This window comes from Sorlinia euscelidii (assembly GCF_036452135.1).
GTDB lineage: Bacteria > Pseudomonadota > Alphaproteobacteria > Acetobacterales > Acetobacteraceae > Sorlinia > Sorlinia euscelidii.
In genome coordinates this window covers 450025-469645 of record NZ_JAWJZZ010000002.1, presented here as the reverse complement: position 1 = coordinate 469645, position 19621 = coordinate 450025, and the positions used below count along the sequence as shown (strand labels likewise).

General features: G+C 58.0%; 15 protein-coding genes, 3 pseudogenes and 1 riboswitch. Of the genes and pseudogenes, 15 read left to right on the top strand and 3 right to left on the bottom strand.

Annotated features, from left to right (window positions below; genetic code table 11):
• The 4 genes and pseudogenes from CGLAMM_RS05730 to CGLAMM_RS05715 form a co-directional block, all read left to right on the top strand.
• Positions 1 to 273, top strand: a pseudogene (locus tag CGLAMM_RS05730) (A/G-specific adenine glycosylase); the annotation flags it as partial.
• On the top strand, positions 270 to 539 hold the full coding sequence (locus tag CGLAMM_RS05725; protein ID WP_418115468.1) for an NUDIX domain-containing protein: 270 nt from the start codon (positions 270 to 272) through the stop codon (positions 537 to 539). The pseudogene CGLAMM_RS05730 and the gene CGLAMM_RS05725, both read left to right, overlap by 4 nt.
• The gene (locus CGLAMM_RS05720) at positions 500 to 649 is read left to right on the top strand and encodes a hypothetical protein (protein WP_418115473.1); all 150 of its coding nucleotides are present in this window, start codon (positions 500 to 502) and stop codon (positions 647 to 649) included. The genes CGLAMM_RS05725 and CGLAMM_RS05720 overlap by 40 nt, the downstream gene beginning before the upstream one ends.
• A gap of 80 nt (positions 650 to 729) precedes the next feature.
• Positions 730 to 1407 (top strand): hypothetical protein, encoded by a 678-nt coding sequence (locus tag CGLAMM_RS05715; RefSeq protein ID WP_394819108.1) that lies wholly within the window; start codon positions 730 to 732, stop codon positions 1405 to 1407.
• A gap of 2 nt (positions 1408 to 1409) precedes the next feature.
• Here the strand turns inward: CGLAMM_RS05715 and CGLAMM_RS05710 are convergent.
• Positions 1410 to 2815, bottom strand: a pseudogene (locus CGLAMM_RS05710) (cryptochrome/photolyase family protein).
• Positions 2816 to 3004: 189 nt separating this feature from the next.
• Here CGLAMM_RS05710 and CGLAMM_RS05705 point away from each other — a divergent pair.
• The 7 genes and pseudogenes from CGLAMM_RS05705 to CGLAMM_RS05675 all read left to right on the top strand — a co-directional run bounded on the left by CGLAMM_RS05705 (position 3005) and on the right by CGLAMM_RS05675 (position 10481).
• On the top strand, positions 3005 to 3163 hold the full coding sequence (locus CGLAMM_RS05705) for a hypothetical protein (protein WP_394819107.1): 159 nt from the start codon (positions 3005 to 3007) through the stop codon (positions 3161 to 3163).
• Positions 3164 to 3183: 20 nt separating this feature from the next.
• Complete coding sequence (locus CGLAMM_RS05700; RefSeq protein ID WP_394819106.1) at positions 3184 to 3342, top strand: hypothetical protein; 159 nt, start codon at positions 3184 to 3186, stop codon at positions 3340 to 3342.
• Positions 3343 to 3828: 486 nt separating this feature from the next.
• A riboswitch (FMN riboswitch) is annotated at positions 3829 to 3973 on the top strand.
• A gap of 103 nt (positions 3974 to 4076) precedes the next feature.
• Positions 4077 to 5140: pseudogene (ribD, locus tag CGLAMM_RS05695) on the top strand (bifunctional diaminohydroxyphosphoribosylaminopyrimidine deaminase/5-amino-6-(5-phosphoribosylamino)uracil reductase RibD).
• A gap of 11 nt (positions 5141 to 5151) precedes the next feature.
• Positions 5152 to 5763, top strand: coding sequence for a riboflavin synthase (locus CGLAMM_RS05690; protein WP_394819105.1), 612 nt, complete (start codon positions 5152 to 5154; stop codon positions 5761 to 5763).
• A gap of 32 nt (positions 5764 to 5795) precedes the next feature.
• Entirely contained in the window at positions 5796 to 7118 is a 1323-nt protein-coding gene (gene ribB, locus CGLAMM_RS05685) for a 3,4-dihydroxy-2-butanone-4-phosphate synthase (RefSeq protein WP_394819702.1), read from the top strand.
• Between the two features lie 71 nt (positions 7119 to 7189).
• Positions 7190 to 7669, top strand: a complete 480-nt coding sequence (ribH, locus tag CGLAMM_RS05680; RefSeq protein WP_394819104.1) for a 6,7-dimethyl-8-ribityllumazine synthase — start codon at positions 7190 to 7192, stop codon at positions 7667 to 7669.
• Positions 7670 to 7886: 217 nt separating this feature from the next.
• On the top strand, positions 7887 to 10481 hold the full coding sequence (locus CGLAMM_RS05675) for an MMPL family transporter (RefSeq protein ID WP_394819701.1): 2595 nt from the start codon (positions 7887 to 7889) through the stop codon (positions 10479 to 10481).
• Between the two features lie 94 nt (positions 10482 to 10575).
• Here the strand turns inward: CGLAMM_RS05675 and rho are convergent, their stop codons facing one another.
• A complete protein-coding gene (gene rho, locus CGLAMM_RS05670; RefSeq protein ID WP_394819103.1) occupies positions 10576 to 11889 on the bottom strand; it encodes a transcription termination factor Rho in 1314 nt (437 codons plus the stop codon).
• 822 nt (positions 11890 to 12711) lie between these two features.
• Positions 12712 to 13872: an Mrp/NBP35 family ATP-binding protein gene (locus CGLAMM_RS05665; protein ID WP_394819102.1), complete on the bottom strand. Its 1161-nt coding sequence runs from the start codon at positions 13870 to 13872 to the stop codon at positions 12712 to 12714.
• 142 nt (positions 13873 to 14014) lie between these two features.
• On the opposite strand from CGLAMM_RS05665, the gene CGLAMM_RS05660 reads away from it, so the two are divergent.
• The 4 genes from CGLAMM_RS05660 (at position 14015) to CGLAMM_RS05645 (ending at position 19523) form a co-directional block, all read left to right on the top strand.
• Positions 14015 to 15196, top strand: coding sequence for an OpgC family protein (locus CGLAMM_RS05660; RefSeq protein ID WP_394819700.1), 1182 nt, complete (start codon positions 14015 to 14017; stop codon positions 15194 to 15196).
• Positions 15197 to 15210: 14 nt separating this feature from the next.
• Positions 15211 to 16761, top strand: coding sequence for a Do family serine endopeptidase (locus tag CGLAMM_RS05655; RefSeq protein ID WP_394819101.1), 1551 nt, complete (start codon positions 15211 to 15213; stop codon positions 16759 to 16761).
• Entirely contained in the window at positions 16758 to 17813 is a 1056-nt protein-coding gene (locus CGLAMM_RS05650; protein ID WP_394819100.1) for an FUSC family protein, read from the top strand. Before CGLAMM_RS05655 ends, CGLAMM_RS05650 begins: the two co-directional genes overlap by 4 nt.
• Before the next feature lie 243 nt (positions 17814 to 18056).
• Positions 18057 to 19523: a mannitol dehydrogenase family protein gene (locus tag CGLAMM_RS05645; RefSeq protein ID WP_394819096.1), complete on the top strand. Its 1467-nt coding sequence runs from the start codon at positions 18057 to 18059 to the stop codon at positions 19521 to 19523.
• Positions 19524 to 19621 lie beyond the last annotated feature (98 nt).

The window sequence follows — 19621 nt, the reverse complement described above, 5'->3', positions numbered from 1 at the left end:
CTCTTTGCAGCCGGGACGCCGCTCCCCGCCGGGAAGAAGCACCTTGCCACTCTCGCCGCGACATTGAATGACGACGCGCCTGCGCAGGCGCGGGCGTCCGATTTCGCGCAGGCTTTGTTCGATCTAGGTGCCACAATCTGCACGCCGCGACGGCCGAAATGCATGTTATGTCCGTGGCAGCAGGATTGTGCCGCGCATCGACAGGGAAAAGCTGAATCTTACCCGGTTAAAGCGCCTAAAAACAGCGTCCCGACAGCCATGGCACGGCGTTGATCATCCGCGGACCGGGCCCCTCTGTTTTATTGCGAAAACGGCCGGATAAGGGGCTCCTCGCGGCGATGATGGCGCTCCCCGGAAGTGACTGGATTTCCGTTTCCGCGCCGCCTGATAGCCTGCAGAAAGGTGCGTCCGCCGGACCATGGCTGTATCTCGGGCGGGTCAAACATGTATTTACGCACCTGACCCTTTATCTTGACGTATATGAGGTAGAAGTCACTTCATGGAACGCCGCGAGGACATCGTGCCTCGCCCCCTCATGACGCCGGAGATGATTGTCGATGCGGTGCCGTGCGCGATGGAGGATCTCCCCGATCAGGCCCTCCCGAGCCTGATGCGGAAATGCCTCGCTTTGGCCAAACTGCCAGCTTGAGCCGGAAGATGGTTTGCGTTATCCAAAACAACATCAAGAATTGAATCGCCGATATTGTCTGGACCGCCCGCCGGGCCGACGTGACCGCCTGTTATCAGGTGGATGGTAAAAGGACGATCATGCAGAATCTCGGCTTTTCCCTCCGACGTTACTGGTTGCTCGATTATTTTGGCCGTTTTGTTGATCTCGATCTTTTGCGGGATCATCTCAACACGATCAACCCCGCGCCCGGGCGCGTTCCGGGCATTTTTCTGCGCGCGCCAAACCCATTGCCCGAGAGATTTGAGGCCATGCTTGAAAAAGCCGTGTCCCTGCCCATGCCGCTACCGAAAATGAAAGTCGAGATCTCCGCCGGTAATCTCGCAACATTCCTGTCGTACGATGGCGCGCACCCGCGATATATGCGGAGCACGCCGAATTTCCACATCCACATGGATGCAGAGCACCCGAGTGAATGGGAACATTTCTCGCTTTTGACGGACGGCTTCCTGCGCGCCTGCGCCACTCTGATGCATGGTGATAGGATTACCATCGCTTCCGAGGCCGGGGAGGAACTTGGCCCCATGCGCCTGACAGAGGGGCATCAGATTCTGATCGGGCCACATGCCTACCCGATACGCGATAATATGGAAGTCATCGAATCGTTCGACGCGTCCCTTCCCCTCAGAGAGCCGATCCCACTTGACCTCGTCTCAGGCGAGGCGACGCATACTGTCACCGTTTCCGCAAAACAGGCCGTTCAGAGCGCGACGCCCTGACGTTAGAGAGCTTCAAAGGCTTTCATGGCGCGGGCACGCCCTTCCTTGATGTCGATGCACGGATTCGGGTAATCCTTCCCCAGAGTGATCTGCGCTTTTTTGAGGACATCCTCCGGCGCATCCCAGGGATGCTGGATGTAAGCGTCCGGAAGTTTCGCGATCTCAGGTATAAAATGGCGGACATAATCACCCTGACCATCAAATTTTTCACCCTGAAGGACAGGATTGAGGATACGGAAATAAGGCGCCGCGTCGATCCCGGAACCCGCGACCCATTGCCAGTTCATGGCATTGGAGGCCGCGTCCGCATCGACCAGCGTATCCCAGAACCATGCCTCCCCTCCTGCCATTTTGTCAGCAGATGTTTGGTAAGGAAGGAGCCGACAATCATGCGCACGCGATTATGCATCCAGCCTGTTTGCCATAATTGACGCATCCCGGCATCGACGATTGGTATCCCCGTCTGGCCCTTCTGCCAGAGGCGGATCATGTTCGGCTCATGCCGCCACGCCATATGGTTGAATTGAGGCCGCAAATTTTTCGTCGTCATATCGGGGCTGTGAAGCAGATTGTAAATCGCGAAGTCTCGCCAGGCAATTTCTGACTGGAAGCGCGCCTTCCCCCGACTACGTTTATCCGCAATGGCGTGGAATATCTGTTTCGGGGACACATGCCCGAAGCGCAGATAGGGCGACAGGCGTGAGGTCGCCTCGAATGACGGGAAATTTCGTTTGGCGTTGTAGTCGGCGAGGCCATTTTCTGTAAAATCGCGCAGGATTTCCAACCCTGCCTCTTCCCCCGGTGTCCAGACTTCCGCAATCGATTTGGCCCAATCGGGTCGGGTCGGCAATAAGGCGCTTTCATCAAAAGCCGTGACGTCACCCGGCAATTCCGCGTCAGCGATAAAAGAAATATGGGCCGGTGGCGGCAGGGGCGGATGAATCGGCGGCCCCGCCTGCATGGCGCGCCAGAAAGCCGAAAACACTTTAAAAGCCTGCCCCGCGCCGTTCTTGATCGTTTCAGGGGGACAGAGAACCGCGGCGTGATATTGGTGAAACCCTATATTGTCCTGCTCAAGTGCCTTACCGATGGTCGCGTCAACATCGCGCTCCGCCGACCCGTAACGATAATGGGCGTAGACGTCCGAAACCGCAAAATGACGCGCGAGGTGCGGCACAATGTCCCGCGCATCCCCTTCGACAACCAGCAATTCGCCACCGCGCTTGCGGAGCGCGGCGCGCAGGGACGCGATCGCACCATGCAGCCACCAGCGCGCCGCGCCACCCATCGGGCGGATTTTCGGGCCTTTATCCAGCATGAGGAGGCAAATAATGTCGCGTTTATCTTTACAGGCTTCACTGAGCGCCGGGTGGTCAGCGAGACGAAGATCATCCCGGAAAAGCACCATGGGTCTGGCCAAATTCGCGTTCCTCCAAGGGGATGAGTGACAGAGCGAAGACGCTTGATGAACTTCCACGTCCCTGCAACGCCCCTACCAGTCGCATTATGACCAGTGGGCGCAGATTTTTGAACATGAAAAAGTAACTCCTGACATCATAAAACGTTTTTTATCTCTGGTTATTTACGGAGAAACTCTATGCAGAAACCATCTACTTCAGATATCGGTCGCGGCCTTGTCGCGGCGACCATGATTCTTGCACTTGCTGCTTGCAACACGATCGGCGGCGCGGGACGTGATGTCAGCGCGACCGGCAATGCCGTGACAAGCGGGGCAAGCGCGGCCACACCGCGTTGACCCGACCAAAGGTGACGATCATGTCCAACTTGTTTAATGCTAAACCCGTCTGGCGTTTCGCTTGCGCCGTCGCTTTTCTCGGCGGCCTCGCTGCCTGTCACACGATTGGCGGTGCCGGGCGCGATGTCAGCGCGGTTGGCAATTCTGTCTCAAGCGGTGCCAACGCCGCGAAACCCTGATCTCTGGCCCTCGGCTTTTGCTTAAGGGCTGAAGACCGGCGGACAGGATTCATCACGGCCCGAAAGCATCTTCCGTGTTCGGGTTGGTTCGCGTCGATAGTCTATCCCGCCCCAGGGCGGCAATTTTCTTCCGATGCGAAAAGGGCGGGGCGCTTAAGCCTCGCCCCGCGGAAGCGCGTCTCCATCAGGAAATCGCGGTCTCTTCCCCCGTCATATTCCGATCGGCAAAATGTGAGAGGCGCGGCGCTGCACCTGCAAGGCAGGCTGAATTCCATCGTTAAAACCCCGCGATGTGTGAAGTTTTGCGCTCTATGAAGGGCGAATTCTTCGCCGCGAATAACCGCGTTCCCGCATCCGAAGAACGGGTTTTAGCCGCCCGTCATTGTTTCCATTGACAAAAGTGAAACAAGGGGTGTGGCGTGGTCCTTGTAAAACCGCGCACGAAGCCTTAATTGAAATCTCACGCAAGACGATGTTTTGCGCAAAATTTGTTCTCGGGGCGGGGTGAAACTCCCCACCGGCGGTAGGTGCGTCACGCACAAGCCCGCGAGCGCCTGGGTCCGCCCAGGGTCAAGCAGATCCGGTCAAATTCCGGAGCCGACGGTTAAAGTCCGGATGAGAGAGAACACGCAAGGGAAAGCCGCGTCCGGCGTTGAGGATGGCTGCCCTTTCGTTTCGCCCTACAGAATAAATTTCTGTGTTTGAAGGGCTTAATTGTGACCGAACAACATAATATGGCCGCGCCAGCCCATGGCGCTTCGTGTGATGACACGCCATTGGCAGCGGGGACCATTGCAGGCGCATTTGACGCGGCGATCGCGGAAGCCGCGCGCTTCATGGGTGCGACGGCACCCAACCCCCCAGTGGGATGCGCCCTCCTTGACCGTCAGGGACAGATCCTTGCCATCGCCGCACATCATCAGGCAGGCCAGGCACATGCGGAACAGAATGCACTGGATCTCGCCCGCTCAAGCGGCACGTTTGAGAAGATACACACGGCCATTGTCACTCTGGAACCATGTAATCATTTCGGCCAGACCCCCCCTGCGCCAAAGCCCTCCTTGCCAGCCCCGTCAAACATGTGTGGATCGGCGCGGAAGACCCGAATGCGCTGGCGCGCGGTGGCGCCAAGGCTTTACGCGCCGCGCCGAATGGCATCAATGTGCGTTTCGCGCGGGAGGAACCCGCTTTTGCCGCGCAGGCTGCGCGCGCCATCGCCTTGTCAGCGCCCTTCTCGAAAGTGCAGCGGGAGGGCAAATGTTTCATCACCGTCAAACAGGCCCTTGACCATGTCGGTTCCATGCGCCCGCCACCAGGTCAGAAGACGTTTACGTCCCCATCATCCCTCACTTTGGCCCACTACGTGCGTCGCGCGACTGACGCCATCATCACCGGCGCCGGGACGATCCTGAGTGATAAGCCGCTTTTTACCGTGCGGCATGTCCCGGATCATCCGATGCGGCGTCGTATCCTCGCAATTTGCGACCGGCGTGGCGTCATCGGGCCGGAAATTCGTGATTTTTATGAGCAGCATGGTTTTGAGACATGGGTAAGCCATGACCTCACGGAACTCCCCGCGCAATTGGCGAAAGCAGGCGCCTTATGGGCGCTGATTGAGGGCGGCCCCCGTCTCACAACAGCCTGCGAGTCCCTTAATCTATGGGATGAGTGGTTAACCATCCGCACCGCGCCAGGCCGGGAAGATGAGGTGCATCTTCGCGCGCCTGATGCGTCGCCGACCGCCCTGCTTCCTCCGTTGTTTGCTCCATCAACAGTCGCGCCGGCATCGGCACCTTAAAGGCACAGATTATGTTTTCCGGTATCATTGAAAATCTTGGCTCTGTTCTATCCGTCACGTCTAAACCAGATGCCCGGATTTTCACCATTGAGACGGGCTTTCCCGATCTCAGCCTCGGTGAAAGCATCGCCGTGAATGGTGTCTGCCTGACGGTGACAGCATTTCAACCGGATGGTCAGGCGACGTTTTTCGTGAGTACGGAGACGCTGTCACGCTCTTCGTTGGGTGCGGTGGCGCAGGGTCACTACGTCAATCTTGAGCGCGCCTGCACGCCAACGACGCGTCTTTCCGGCCATATTGTGCAGGGGCATGTCGATGCGGTGGGAAACATCAACAGGCTGGACCAAACCGGTGACGTCTATGATCTGCGCGTCAGCATTCCTGAGTCATTGCGCCGTTACGTGGTGGAAAAAGGGTCAATCGCGCTGGATGGTATCAGCCTGACCGTCAATCACGTCGGGAAAGGCCCTCAGGACGCAGCCGAAATGGCTCTGATGATCATCCCGCATACCTGGCAGCACACAGCCCTTTCGGAAAAGCAGGTCGGTGACCCGTTAAATATCGAGGTGGACATCCTCGCGAAATATATTGAGTCGCTTACGCGTCATGGGGCGACATTGTGAGCACTCGCGCGATCACCTCGTTGGGCCCGAAGATGGCGCCCCTCCCACCTGCTCTTGCAGCTTCATTGAAGGCTTTTCGGGAGGGTCGTCCCGTGATTATGGTGGATGACGCCCTGCGGGAAAATGAGGGCGACCTTGTCATTGCCGCGGAATTCGCCAATGCGGAGGCAATCAATTTCATGGCGCTCCATGGTCGCGGGCTGATCTGCCTTGCCTTGGAAGAGGCGCAGATCCGCCATCTCGACCTCCCTATGATGCCACGCCGCGGGCATGACCCGCGCGGCACCGCTTTCACCGTCAGTATCGAAGCGACAAATGGCATTACGACCGGGATCTCCGCCGCGGACCGCGCCCGCACGATCCAGCTTGCCGCCGCGCCAGATACGAATCCGGCGGAAATCAGCACACCGGGCCATGTTTTTCCCCTGCGTGCCCATCCCGGTGGGTGCGTGGCCCGGCCCGGGCACACGGAGGGCGCCATTGACCTCGCCCGCCTTGCGGGCCTGAACCCCGCCGCCGTTATTTGTGAAATCATTGATGAAGATGGCACGATGGCGCGCCTGCCTTCATTGAAGAAGTTCAGTGAGGCCCACCATATCCCTCTCATCGCGATTGCTGACCTTATTGCCTGGTGTCAGGCAAATGGGCGGGACGCCATCGCACCCGCGCCGCCTTCATTGTCATCCGCGCGGGAAGCAGCGTCGCCCGTCACGGTTATCGCTGACGCGGCGCTGCCAAGCGCTTTCGGCGGGACGGATCTGAAAGTCAAAGCCTTCCGCGCCGATGACGGACAGGAGCATCTTGCGCTGATCAAAGGTGATCCGCAGAAAGCCGGATGCCTGGTGCGTGTCCACTCTGAGTGTGTTACAGGCGACGCGCTCGGCTCCCTCCGATGTGATTGCGGTCCGCAATTAAGGGAGGCGCTGGCACGCATCCGGGGTGCTGAACATGGCGTGTTGATTTACATGCGGGGGCAGGAAGGGCGCGGGATCGGCCTCGCCAATAAGATCCGCGCCTACAACTTGCAGGATGAGGGCGTCGATACGCTGGATGCGAATCTCCGCCTGGGCCTGCCCGTCGATTCACGCGATTGGGAGATTGCGGCGGCCATTCTCAAGACACTCGGCGTGCATGACATCACCCTGATGACAAACAACCCGGCAAAACGTGATGGTTTGACCGCTCTGGGCATTTCAGTCGCCAGGATTGATCCGCTCATGGTCGGGTTCAACCCGTTCAATCGTGATTACCTCACAACGAAGCGCACCCGTATGGGGCATGCGCTCGACACGGCACCTGAACGCTTTTTGCGGGATGTCTCAACCGAGATGTGGGCGCGTCACCGTCAGGATTAAAAACATCCCGCAGCGTGAGGCATCTGGCATGAGACGCGCGGAACTTCAAAGCCTCAGAGAGGAGACTCATCATGGCCACACACATCCCCCAACCACCCGACTTCAAATTTGAAACACCCCCGCGCCTCGCGATATTGGTGAGCCGCTTCAATACGGACGTGACGGGTGGTCTGCGCGACGGTGCGATGGCGTGGCTTGCCGAGCGAGACATCCACGGGGTGGACGTTTTTGAGGCGCCAGGGGCGTTTGAATTGCCCATCATGGCGCAGGCCCTCGCGCGTCAGGCGAAATATGACGGGGTGATCTGCCTCGGATGCGTCATTAAAGGCGATACGGCGCATTTCGAGTTCATCAGCCTTGGCACCACGATCGGGATCATGAACGCGCAACTCGCCACCGGGAAGCCCATCTCCTTCGGCGTTCTGACAACCTACCATAATGACCAGGCCGTCTCCCGGTCACGCAAGGACATACACAATAAGGGGCGAGAAGCAGCGGCAGCCTGTCTGGAAACAATCGCCTTCCTGCGCCAACAATCTGAAAATACGTGATCGACATGTCGTGCAAGGGCAAGCGATCTGCGCAATGCTCTGATTTGACGTTTATTCAAAGCTGATATGATATCGCACGTTAACGCAATGTCGTGCGTTGACATAGCGGGGCCGTAACGCGCCTTCCTTCAAGACAGGATGGCGCGATAGGCTTGCCATATTGTTCCACCGCCGCACATCGCCTCGCGCGGCGCAAAAGAGACAGGAATTTCCGTCCATGCTTGCCGCCATGCTTCGACAGCTCGTTTCATTCAGCGCGCGCCGCGCCCTCATCGTCGTGTTCTGCGCCGTGATTTTGCTGGCTGGCAGCCTGTTTGTCACCGTTAAAAAGCTGGGTGTCACGACGGATACGGATGAGATGTTTGCCCGGTCGCTGCCCTGGCGACAGCATAATGACGTGATCAACCGGCTCTTCCCGGGCAATGACGATCTGATGGTCGCCGTCATAAAAGCCCGCATCCCGGAGGAAGGTCAGGCAACCGCACGGGCTCTCGCGCAAATTCTTTCGGCCCAGCATGATAAATTCCGCTTCGTCCGGCTGCCGGATGACGACCCGTATCTCCGCCAGCATGGGCTGCTCTACCTTGAACCAGCCGCGCTGGAATCCCTCCTCAATAACATCGTTGCCGCCCAACCTTTTATGGGGACCCTCGCCGCGGACCCGTCAGCCCGTGGCCTTTTCAACGCGCTCGGCATGATCGGTCAGGGCCTGGCGCATGGTGAAACCTTGCCCGGCAATATGACACCGCAACTGAACGGCTTCGCCACAGCCCTGCAAGGCGCGGCAGAAGGACATCCCACGAACCTGTCCTGGCAGCGTCTATTAACGCCGGGAACGGCGGACATGACCGGGCAATATCAGTTCGTCGTCACCAAGCCTGTGCTGAAATATAATAATTTGCAGCCAGGGGGTGAAGCCAGCGACGCCATCCATGAGGCGGTTGCGAACCTGCCCTTCGTCAAGTCCGGTGATGTCTCCGTCATGATCACCGGCCCGGTGCAACTCAGTGATGAGGAATTTGCGACAGTCGCGCAAGGTATGGGGATCGGGTTGATCACCTCCCTAATTCTCGTGGCATGCTGGTTGTTTTTCGCGGTGCGTTCACCGCGCGTCATCATCCCGATCCTCATCACGTTGATTTACGGTTTGCTGATAACAACCGGTTTTGCCGCCATCGCTGTGGGGCGCCTGAACCTGATTTCCGTCGCATTTGCGATCTTGTTTGTTGGGATCGCCGTAGATTTCGCGATTCAGTTTTCGGTGCGCTTTCGCGCGCAGGAAGTCGCCAGCACGGAGGGCAATATGCGCGTCACCGCGCTCGGGGCAACGGGGTTCGAGACAGGGCACCAGATATTGGTGGCGGCTCTGGCGACCGCAGCCGGGTTTCTCGCTTTCGTGCCCACAAATTTTGTTGGTGTCGCGCAATTAGGATTGATCGCGGGCATTGGCATGTTGATCGCGTTTTTTTGCACGATGACGATCCTGCCCGCATTGCTCGCCCTGTGCCGCGCCCGCGCCGGCGTGACGGAGACCGGGTTACAGAATATGGCGGGCTGCGACCGCTTTTTGCGCCGTTACCGCAAATCTGTGATGTCCGGCTTCGCCATCCTCGCTGTGATCGGCATGGTGCTGCTACCGCGTCTTTATTTTGATGCGGACCCACTCCATACGAAAAACCCCCATACGGAGGGAATGCGCGCCCTTCATGCGCTTCAGGATGACCCGCGCACCTCCCTTTATTCCGGCGCGCTCGTCGCCCCGAATCTCCAAATTGCGGGAGAATGGGTCAAGGCGTTCGACGCGCTGCCCATAGTGGATTCCGTGATGTGGCTGGGGATGTTTCTCCCCACGCAGCAGGACCAGAAGCTTGCCATGATTCGTGACACGGCTGCCATCATGTTACCCACCCTTGTCGGCGTGACACCCCTGCCCCCTCCTGGCGCGGTCGATCTGCGGGAGGCCGCGCGACAAGCGGCGGAGAACCTGTCAATCGTCCTGAAGGAGAAGCGCCCCGATGACGATCCGCTCCTGCGCATCCAGAAAGCGCTCACGCGACTTGCGACAGCGCCCGATACGACACTTCTCGAGTCGAACGACGCGCTGACGCGGTTTTTGCCGGAGCAGCTTCAGACACTTCAATCCTCCCTTCAGGCGGACGAAGTGACCCTCGACAATCTGCCCAAAACTTTGGCTGAAAATTACGTGACACCGGATGGAAAGGCGCTTCTCACCATCCAACCCAAATCACGCATCACTTCCAACGAAGCCCTTTACCGTTTTGTTGAGGATATGCAGCGCGTCAATAAGGATGTCGCAGGCACGGCCGTCGAAGTCGTGGGCAGTGCCCAGACAATGATCCACGCTTTTACCGATGCTGCTATTTACGCCGTTAATATGATTGCGCTGATACTCTTCGTGATATTACGTCGACTCCTCGACGTTGCGCTCGTTTTAGCGCCGCTGCTTCTCTCCGCGCTCCTGACCGTCATCATTGTTGTCACCGTGCCGATTACGTTGAATTACGCTAATATCATCGCCTTGCCATTGCTGCTCGGCGTCGGTGTGTCATTCAATATCTACTTTGTCATGAACTGGCGGGAAGGCGTTAAATCCCCGCTTGCCTCGCCGACAGCGCGCGCTGTGCTCTTTTCAGCCCTGACAACCGGGACGGCATTCGGCTCACTGGCGGCGTCGCAACATCCGGGCACGGCCAGTATGGGTATCCTGCTGTTGCTTTCGCTGGCATGCACTTTGCTGGCGACTCTCATCCTCGTGCCGGCCCTTCTCCCCCAACGCGCGATCGATGATTGACGCGCCAAAAAGACAATGAGCGGCGGATAAAAAAACGGGGCGCCGCAGCGCCCCGTTTCAATTGGACTTTGAAAAACCTTTGAGATGAGAAAGTTCAGTTATTCATCGCCTCAAAGAAGTCACCATTATTTTTACTATATTTGAGTTTGTCGAGCAGGAATTCCATGGCGTCCATTGTGCCCATCGGGGCAAGGACACGCCGCAGCACCCACATTTTCGACAATGCAGAGCGGTCCACAAGCAGCTCTTCCTTACGTGTGCCTGACTTGGTGATATCAATCGCCGGGAAGGTGCGCTTGTCGGACAGTTTGCGATCAAGGATAAGCTCGGAATTACCCGTGCCCTTGAATTCCTCGAAAATGACCTCATCCATGCGGCTTCCCGTATCGATCAGAGCAGTCGCGATAATGGTCAGAGACCCGCCCTCTTCCACATTACGGGCAGCACCGAAGAAACGTTTGGGCCGTTGCAGGGCGTTGGCATCGACACCGCCTGTCAACACCTTACCCGATGAGGGCACGACCGTATTATAGGCACGCGCCAAACGGGTAATTGAATCGAGCAGAATGACGACGTCGCGCTTATGCTCAACAAGGCGCTTGGCTTTCTCCAGCACCATCTCCGTCACCTGCACGTGTCGCGTCGCGGGCTCATCAAAAGTGGAGGAAACAACCTCACCCCGCACGGAGCGGGCCATATCCGTCACTTCCTCCGGACGCTCATCGATCAGAAGAACGATGAGGAACACTTCCGGGTGATTGGCGGAGATGGATGCCGCGATGCTTTGCAGCATCACTGTCTTACCGGTGCGGGGCGGCGCGACAATAAGCGCGCGCTGGCCCTTGCCAATCGGTGAGACGAGGTCGATCACGCGCGAGGTAAAGTCGCGCTGGTCCTTCTTGCCCTTGCCATTTCCGCTGCCACTGCCGAAGCCGTTCGTTTCCACCGCACCGACATGCTCAGACTCCATTTTAAGGGGCTGGGTCGGGAAAAGCGGCGTCAGATTATCGAAGTTGATCCGCTGACGGACGGAGTCAGGACTTTCAAAATTGATCGCATTGACTTTGATGAGCGAGAAATAACGCTCGCCGTCACGTGGTGCGCGAATCTGACCCTCAACCGTGTCCCCACCGCGCAGACCGTAACGGCGCACTTGCGTCGGCGAGATATAAATATCATCGGGGCCCGGGAGATAATTTGCCTCGGGAGACCGCAGAAACCCGAAACCGTCGGGAAGAATCTCGAGCGTCCCTTCACCGAAAATCGCCTGATCATTATCCGCCAAAGTCTTCAGAATGGCGAAGATAATATCCTGCTTTCGCATGGACGAGGCGTTCTCGATCTGAAGTTCTTCAGCATCGGCTAAAAGGTCGGCTGGTGATTTCTTTTTGAGTTCAGCAAGATGCATGGATGCGCCTTAATGGGCTGATGGGAGACGGAGCATAGCAGCGGGTCGCGCCATGATCGGGATGGCCAATTGACGGTGATAATCGGCGGCCCGGATGACATCTGCTTTGCACAGAGATTAAGGCACGCGTTATCGGGGATTATGTCAAAGGGGACCGCGCGGCCGATCGACCGGCGGTTACCAAATTCACGTAACCGACTCGGCATGATTTGTCAACCATTCGACAGTGGTAAGAAATGCGTTTGTCGTAACTTTTCCGCGTTTCACCCGGAGGCCTCCTATCGGTGGCAGAGAGGCGCGGCAGAACCTCTCAATTCGGTGCGTCTTGGCGTGTCGTCGCAGCAGGATCCTGGCAGCGTTCAGACATCGCGGCATCATTGAAGGTTAATGCGGCGCGGGCCGGAAATCGCAATATAAAGTCCCCCGACCGGGGTTAAACGCCAATCATTCCGGCGGGATGCCGCAAGTTATACCGCTATTTTCTGCGCCATATTGCATTGGCGGGTATCGTCGCAAATGCGCGCGTGATAATGGCGTCTGCTTTACCCTCCTCGGCAGACATTTTACTGAAATCCCACACGCTCATCGAATCATCATGTGGGTGGAGGTCTGGCATTAGCGTCGATGGCGGGAATTTTACCTGATCGAATGGTTCTCCGCATCCGCGTCAGGCGCGCGTCGCTCATTGTCGCTTCGCTTGATTCGGATGCGTCAGCCGCGCCCATTTTGCCGCGTATCCCGACGGTGACGATTGATCACGTCAATAATTCCGGTTTTCCATCCTCTCTCACCATCGCGTCACATCGGGGATCTCATCGCGCGTCAAGTATCATTGCGGCTGGAATGCGCGTTGATCTGCTGCAGAACAGCCTCCGCCACGCCTTTATAACGCAAAGCCGCTTCCCCATCCGGCGCGGCCATGATGATCGGTTCACCTGCGTCGCCACTCTGACGGATCTCCGCAAGCAGCGGTATTTCTCCGAGGAAGGGAAGGTGATTTTCTGCCGCCGCCTCACGTGCGCCACCGTGACTGAAAAGCTCGGTGCGGTGATGACAATGCGGGCAACAGAAATAAGACATGTTCTCGACGAGTCCGAGGATCGGCACGCGAAGTTGCTGAAACATCGTGACGCCTCTGCGCGCATCCAGCAATGCGATGTCCTGCGGTGTCGAAACAATGACGGCCCCTGCCAATGGCAGTTTCTGCGCAATCGATAATTGCGCATCCCCCGTCCCCGGCGGCATGTCAATCACCGTCACATCCAGATCAGGCCACGCAACATCGTTGATGAACTGATTGATCGCGCCCATGACCATCGGCCCCCGCCAGATCACGGCCTGTTCCTCATCCACCATAAAGCCGATCGAGATAGCCTTGACCCCCCAGGCATCGATCGGGACGATTTTGCCGTCACGAATTTCCGGGCTGCCGCGATGGCCCAGCATGCGGGGCAGGGAAGGGCCGTAAATATCGGCATCGAGCATCCCGACCCGCAAACCTTTCTGCGCCAGTCCAACGGCAATATTGATGGCGGTCGTTGATTTTCCGACCCCACCTTTGCCGGAAGCCACCGCGATGACCGCGCCAAGACGCGCGATAACAGCCGCGCCTTCCTCATCATCCTGACTTTTTGTGGAACCCTCCGCCAGGGCGAAAGGCCGGTGTCCACCCCCCTGTCGCGGCGCCCGCCCGTCCGGCACGGCGCGTTCCGGTCGGTGTGACGTCAGGATGATCGTGGCCTTCTTCACGTCCAGAGCTTTCTCAAGCGCGGCCTCAATACGTTGCACGATGGCGCCGATGCGTGGCGCGGCCTCGCGCGCTGTCTGCCAGGTGACGAAAACATGGCCGTCATCAAGGCGTGCCGACGCAATGGCAGATATTTGCAGGAGCTCACCAACCCCAAGCGCCTGGCACATCTCATCGATGACCGATCTCACCTGCGGGAGAATTTCCTGAGTGAAAGAGGATTTATCTGACGTCATGGCTTACATCACTTTTCAACAGCATGGTTGCCCGCTATACCGCCCTGGGTCAGAAAATCAAGATTTCGCCAGGTTGCGCGCCGCGCGGTTTAAACCATGGACGCCCGCCTTCTCTTTAAGCCACGATGAGACAGGGGTGCAAATGAGTTCCGACGCCAATCGGATTGATAAACGCAAACGCCGCGACCATCGCGTCGATGCGCTTCGTGGCCTCGCCCTGTTGATGATGTTGACAGACCACGTTTATTCCGACTGGTTGAACCGACTGACCATGCGCAATTTCGGCTTTGCCGATGCGGCGGATATTTTCGTCCTGCTGGCGGGTTACGCCTCCTACCTCGCTTATGGGCGGCTGATCATGCGCCCACCGCCCGCCGGGGGATGGCGAGTCGCCATTCATCGTATCGTGACGCGCTGCGTGCGGCTCTATCTCTTCCAACTCATCCTGCTGTTTTTCTACATCGCCCTGACCCGCCTCTGGCGCCTCAGATGGGATGTGCCGATCGATTTCCTGGAGCCGGAACTCAGTCACGGTTTCGATTGGTTCCTGGACGTTGTGACCCTTCAGGCCCTGCCTGATATGGTCAATATCCTGCCCATCTACATCTTGTTTCTGCTCAGCTTCCCGCTGATGTTCTGGCTGTTGCGGCGGTCTCCCTATCTTCTGCTGGCAGGGAGCTTCATCCTTTGGGCGCTCGTTAATCTGGACCCCGCCATCAACCTCCCCAACGTCATCGATTCCGATGGATGGTATTTTGACCCGTTTGCCTGGCAGTTCATTTTCGCCATCGGTGTGCTGCTCGCCTTCATGGTCCATCGACTGGGCGGCAATCTGACGATTTCAGGGCGGTTACGCGCTCTTTGCGTCGCAGTGCTGATCATCGGGGTCATCGAGTGCTTCCCTTACCAACTTTACCATTTACCGGACCTCCGTCTGTTTCACCTCCGGGCTCTTGCCGATAAATCAAGCTTGGGGCCCCTCCGCATCATGGATGTTCTCGCAATCTTCATTCTGGTGCAGAGTTCCAGCTGGTGCACGCGATTTGCGTCTTCCTCCCCAGGGCAGATCCTCGCCGTGATGGGGCGGCACTCGCTGGAGGTTTTCTGCCTCGGCACAGTGCTTGATCTGATCATCCGCCTCGGCATGGCAACGTTCGGCACGCACTGGCCGCTCCAGCTTGTGTCGAACCTCGTCGGGTTTCTCTGCGTATATGGATTGGCTGTCTGGCTCGATCATCACAAATATGAGGCGGCCTTGATGGAGGGGAAGAGCCGTGCCGAAATTTCAGGCGGGGATGGCGCGTCAGCGCGTCAAGATGGCTGACATAAGGTGAGATTTTGCGATACCCTCCCCGCATGAAAGCGCAATACGGCATCTCGATCTCACTTCTGTCCTGCCTGACTTTGATGTCGGCCCAATCGGCTTCCGCCGAAGCGCCTGAAAAACCAGCGTCTGAACAGCCAGGTGACCGTGAGAAAGGCAGTCTTGCCACCCTCGCAGACCGCCTCCTGCCCCAGGTCGTGAATGTCTCTGCCTCCGCATCCGTCCATCCGGGGGACATGTCGGAAACATCTTCGGATGAGGAAGGCCCGGATGGCGGCCCGGATCAGGGCCCCCAAATCCCGAAATTTGCCCCCGGCTCACCCCTGGATGAATATTTCCACGATTATATGAAGCAGAAAACCGCGCCGGATGCCCCCCCGCGGGAAATGCAGGCCCAGGGCTCCGGCTTTATCATGTCATCTGACGGCATGATCGTCACAAATGAGCATGTCATTCATAATGCGGACAAGATTTCCGTCACCCTTCAGGATGGCACGATCCTCCCCGCACACATCATCGGCCGTGACCACCGGACGGATCTCGCCGTCCTGCGCGTCAAGCCGGACGGGAAGCTGCCCGCCGTCACTTTCGGCGATAGCGATACCGCCCGCACGGGCGACAAGGTCGTGGCGATCGGCAATCCCTTCGGATTATCCGGAACCGTCACCAGCGGCATTATTTCCTCCCGCAGTCGTGATATCCATCACGGCCTCTATAATGATTATCTCCAGACAGATGCCGCCATAAACCGTGGAAATTCCGGTGGCCCCCTCTTCAATATGGCGGGAGAAGTTATCGGGATTAATACCGCAATCTTCAGCACGGGCGGCGGGTCAATCGGCCTCGGTTTTGCCATCCCGGCCAATGATGCTGCGCCTGTCCTGCAGCAGCTCATCAAGGATGGTCATGTGACGCGCGGTTGGCTCGGCGCCCAGCTTCAGGATGTCACCCCTGAAATCGCGAAATCCCTTAACCTTAAATCACAGGAAGGCGGTTTAATCGCGGAGATCAAAAAAGGCGGCCCGGCGGCCAAAGCAGGTCTGAAAACCGGTGATGTCGTGACAGATATTGATGGTCAGACCGTGAATATCGGAACACTCGCCCGCCTCATCGCGGCGCGTCAGCCCGGTGGTCGCGTGAAATTGGGCTATAAGCGGGATGGTCAATCGCACGAAGCGACTGTGACGATCGGCAAATCGCCCGAAAAACCGGACATGCCACCCGCCGGCACGCGGGCGGCTAAACCGAAAAACATTACGATGGCCGATCTGGGGCTGGGCGTCGTGGCGTTGGATGAGGATCTGAGGAAATCCCACGACATTCCCGATTCGCAGCGCGGCGTCATGGTCATATCGGTCGCGCCTCACAGCACGGCAGCGAAACGTGGCATCATGGTTGGCGATTTCATCCTTCAGGTGCAAAAGGTTGAGATCGACTCTCCCGCTGCTTTCGCTCATGAGATTGATCGCCTGCGAGACCAAAAGAAAAATATCATCCTCATCCTGCTTCAATCGAAAGACGGCATCAGTTGGGTGCCGCTCACGCTGCATCAGGCTCTCCCGTGAATCTGAGCGCAATCCTCGGCGCGCGGGTTGATGGAGAGGCTCCATGGCGTCAGATGGTGCGCATGCTGGTATCCGTCATCGCCTGCTGGGTTGTCGGGTATTTTACCGAATTGGAGGAGTCCGTCTGGGCGCTAATCACCTCCCTCATCGTCACGCAATCCACCATCAGCCAGACGATCACAACGGCGCGTGACCAGATCGTCGGCACGATCATCGGCGCTTTATTCGGGACGGCTGCCGTCACGCTTCGGCTGTTTTACGGACATTACTGGCTGGTCTTTGCCGCCTCCCTCACGCCAATCGCTTTTATCGCTTCAGTCAGACCCAGCCTCCGTTTTGCGGGTGTGACGCTGATGATCATCTATCTCATGCCCTCACATGGTAACCCCTACTGGCCGCTGACACAGCGACTGGCCTCGATCTTTCTGGGCGTCGTGGTGTCGATTATCGTTTCCTACCTTGTCCTTCATGCCAGTGCCCGACGGCGCGCCTTCACGACGGCATCCCGCATGTTCCGCGCATTGGATGCGCTTCTGCAGGCCGCTTTAGCCCATCGTCAGGACTGGGCAGGGCTTGAAGCGATGAATGATCAGGCGGCTAAGCTCCAACTCGTGTTGAATGAATGTCTCGAGGAGGCCAACCGTGAAAATCTGGGCATGCTGGAGCGTCGCCACCCCATATTAAGCGTTCTGCCCGCTCTGATGCGCCGGATGCAGAGCGACACCATGCTGGTGGCGCGCGCCATTAATATCGGCAAGGGGCGCAGCGGGATGAATGACATGCGCGGTGAGCTGCGTCATGGTTTGAGCCACGCCTATCGCGCTTTGGCAAGGCGGTGCGAATTGCTGTCTGCGGGGAAAGGCGGCGAGATGCCTGAGCGACCCCGACGCAATGAGGTGCTGAGTCATCTGCCGCTTCTCGGCCCGGATGCCCTGCCGGAGATGCATTTTGTCTTTTCCTTCCTGCGGGAGGATCTCCGTCAGGCGGCCGACATCCTCATGAGTTCCAGTGACAAAACGGCCGACGATCTCCGCCGCCTGATGCAGCGTTAAACCGGGCCTCGACCCGCCAACCGGGCTGCAAGGTTGATCGTCTTCAGAATCAGGTTACACTTCCTGAATGCCTTTCAGGCGGAAAGTGCTTCTCCCGAGAAGCTGAATGCCGCTCTGGCGGGGCATTTGTCGGGGGGATACAGAATAAATTCGGCAGACGTACCGCATGGATGGCATGACGCAACGCAAGCAGAGCTGCGATTTGGCGTTGCATGAAAAAAACATTTGATGTCAGGAGCCATGATGATCAGCCGCGAGACACTGCGCCACCTCCCTCAGAACGTTGCAGGGCCCGCTTATGACCCGTCCAGGATCACGCCCGGCATCGTGCATTTTGGCGTCGGCAATTTCTTCCGTGCCCATCTGGCCGCCTATGTCGATGATGTCATGGGCAAGACCGGCGCATATGAGTGGGGCATTATCGGTGTCGGGCTGACACCGGGTGCAGGCGGGGCCGGGAAAGCACGCGGCTTCAACGCACAGCAGGGCCTCTACAGCCTGACGGAAGCCGCTCCGGACGGCACGGAATCCTGTCGGATTATTGGCGCCATGTGCGCCTATCTGCACGCACCGGAGAAGCCGGATGAAGTGCTGGCCGCCCTCGCGGCACCCTCGACACGCATCGTATCCATGACCATCACGGAGGGTGGCTATCATATTGATGAGATGACCGGGCTTTTCCGGCTTGATGCGCCCGCGATCAGGCAGGACCTCGCGGATCCGCACCATCCCAGAAGCTTCTTCGGCTATGTTGTTGAAGGGCTGGCCCGCCGCCGGGATGCGGGCGGAAAAGGTTTCACAGTGCTCTCCTGTGACAATCTGCGTCATAATGGTGATGTCACCCGCAAAGCTATTCTGAGTTTTGCCGAAGCGCGGGATGCTGGCCTCGCCCGTTGGATTGCCGAGCATGTGACGTTTCCCAATGCGATGGTGGACCGCATCACCCCCAGCATGGATGATGCAGCGAAGCAGCGCCTCAATCAGGCGAGCGGCCTGGAGGACGATCTGCCGCTGATCGCCGAGACCTTCACCCAATGGGTGGTGGAGGATCGATTCGCGACGGGTCGCCCCCGTTTCGAAGCAGTCGGCGCACAATTGGTCGACGACGTCATCCCCTATGAAAATTTGAAACTCCGCATCCTTAATGCATCGCACGTCCTTTTGGCATTTATGGGGCTTCTCAGCGGGTATGAAACAATTGATGAAGCCCTCGCCGATGACGCGCTGCGCGGTGTGGTCACGCGTTTCCTCGATGACTACGTGTTGACCGATATTGAGGCCCCTGCCGGTGTGGATGCCGCATCCTACAAAAAGACGGCGCTGGAACGCTTCTCGAATGGCGCAATGGGTGACCAGAATGTGCGTGTCGGCGGGGATGGCGCCTCAAAAATCCAGGTTTTCTGGACGGAAACCATGCGTCGCCGCCTGAAGAAAAACCTGCCGATCGATCTCCTCGCTTTCGGCGCTGCAAGCTGGTTGGAAGCGCTGAAAGGCAAGGGTGAAAACGGGAAGACCTTCCAACCCTTTGAACCCAGCCTGTCGGAAAATGACTGGGCGCGCATTCGGAGCGACAAATTCTCCGATGCGTTTGAGCTCAGTGCTTTTGACGGGTGGCGCGACGTGGGCGACCAGATCTTTTTCGATAAACTCGTGTTTTATCGTGAAGTCTTGCGCAAAAAGGGTTTCCGTGCCGCACTATCTTTGCTGTAAAGCCGACATATGATGAAAGTCTGCCAGCCAGGCAGGCTTGCGCCATGCGGGCATCCATGGATCACGGGCGGTGCGCGCCGACAGGGCCGGCGTTACAA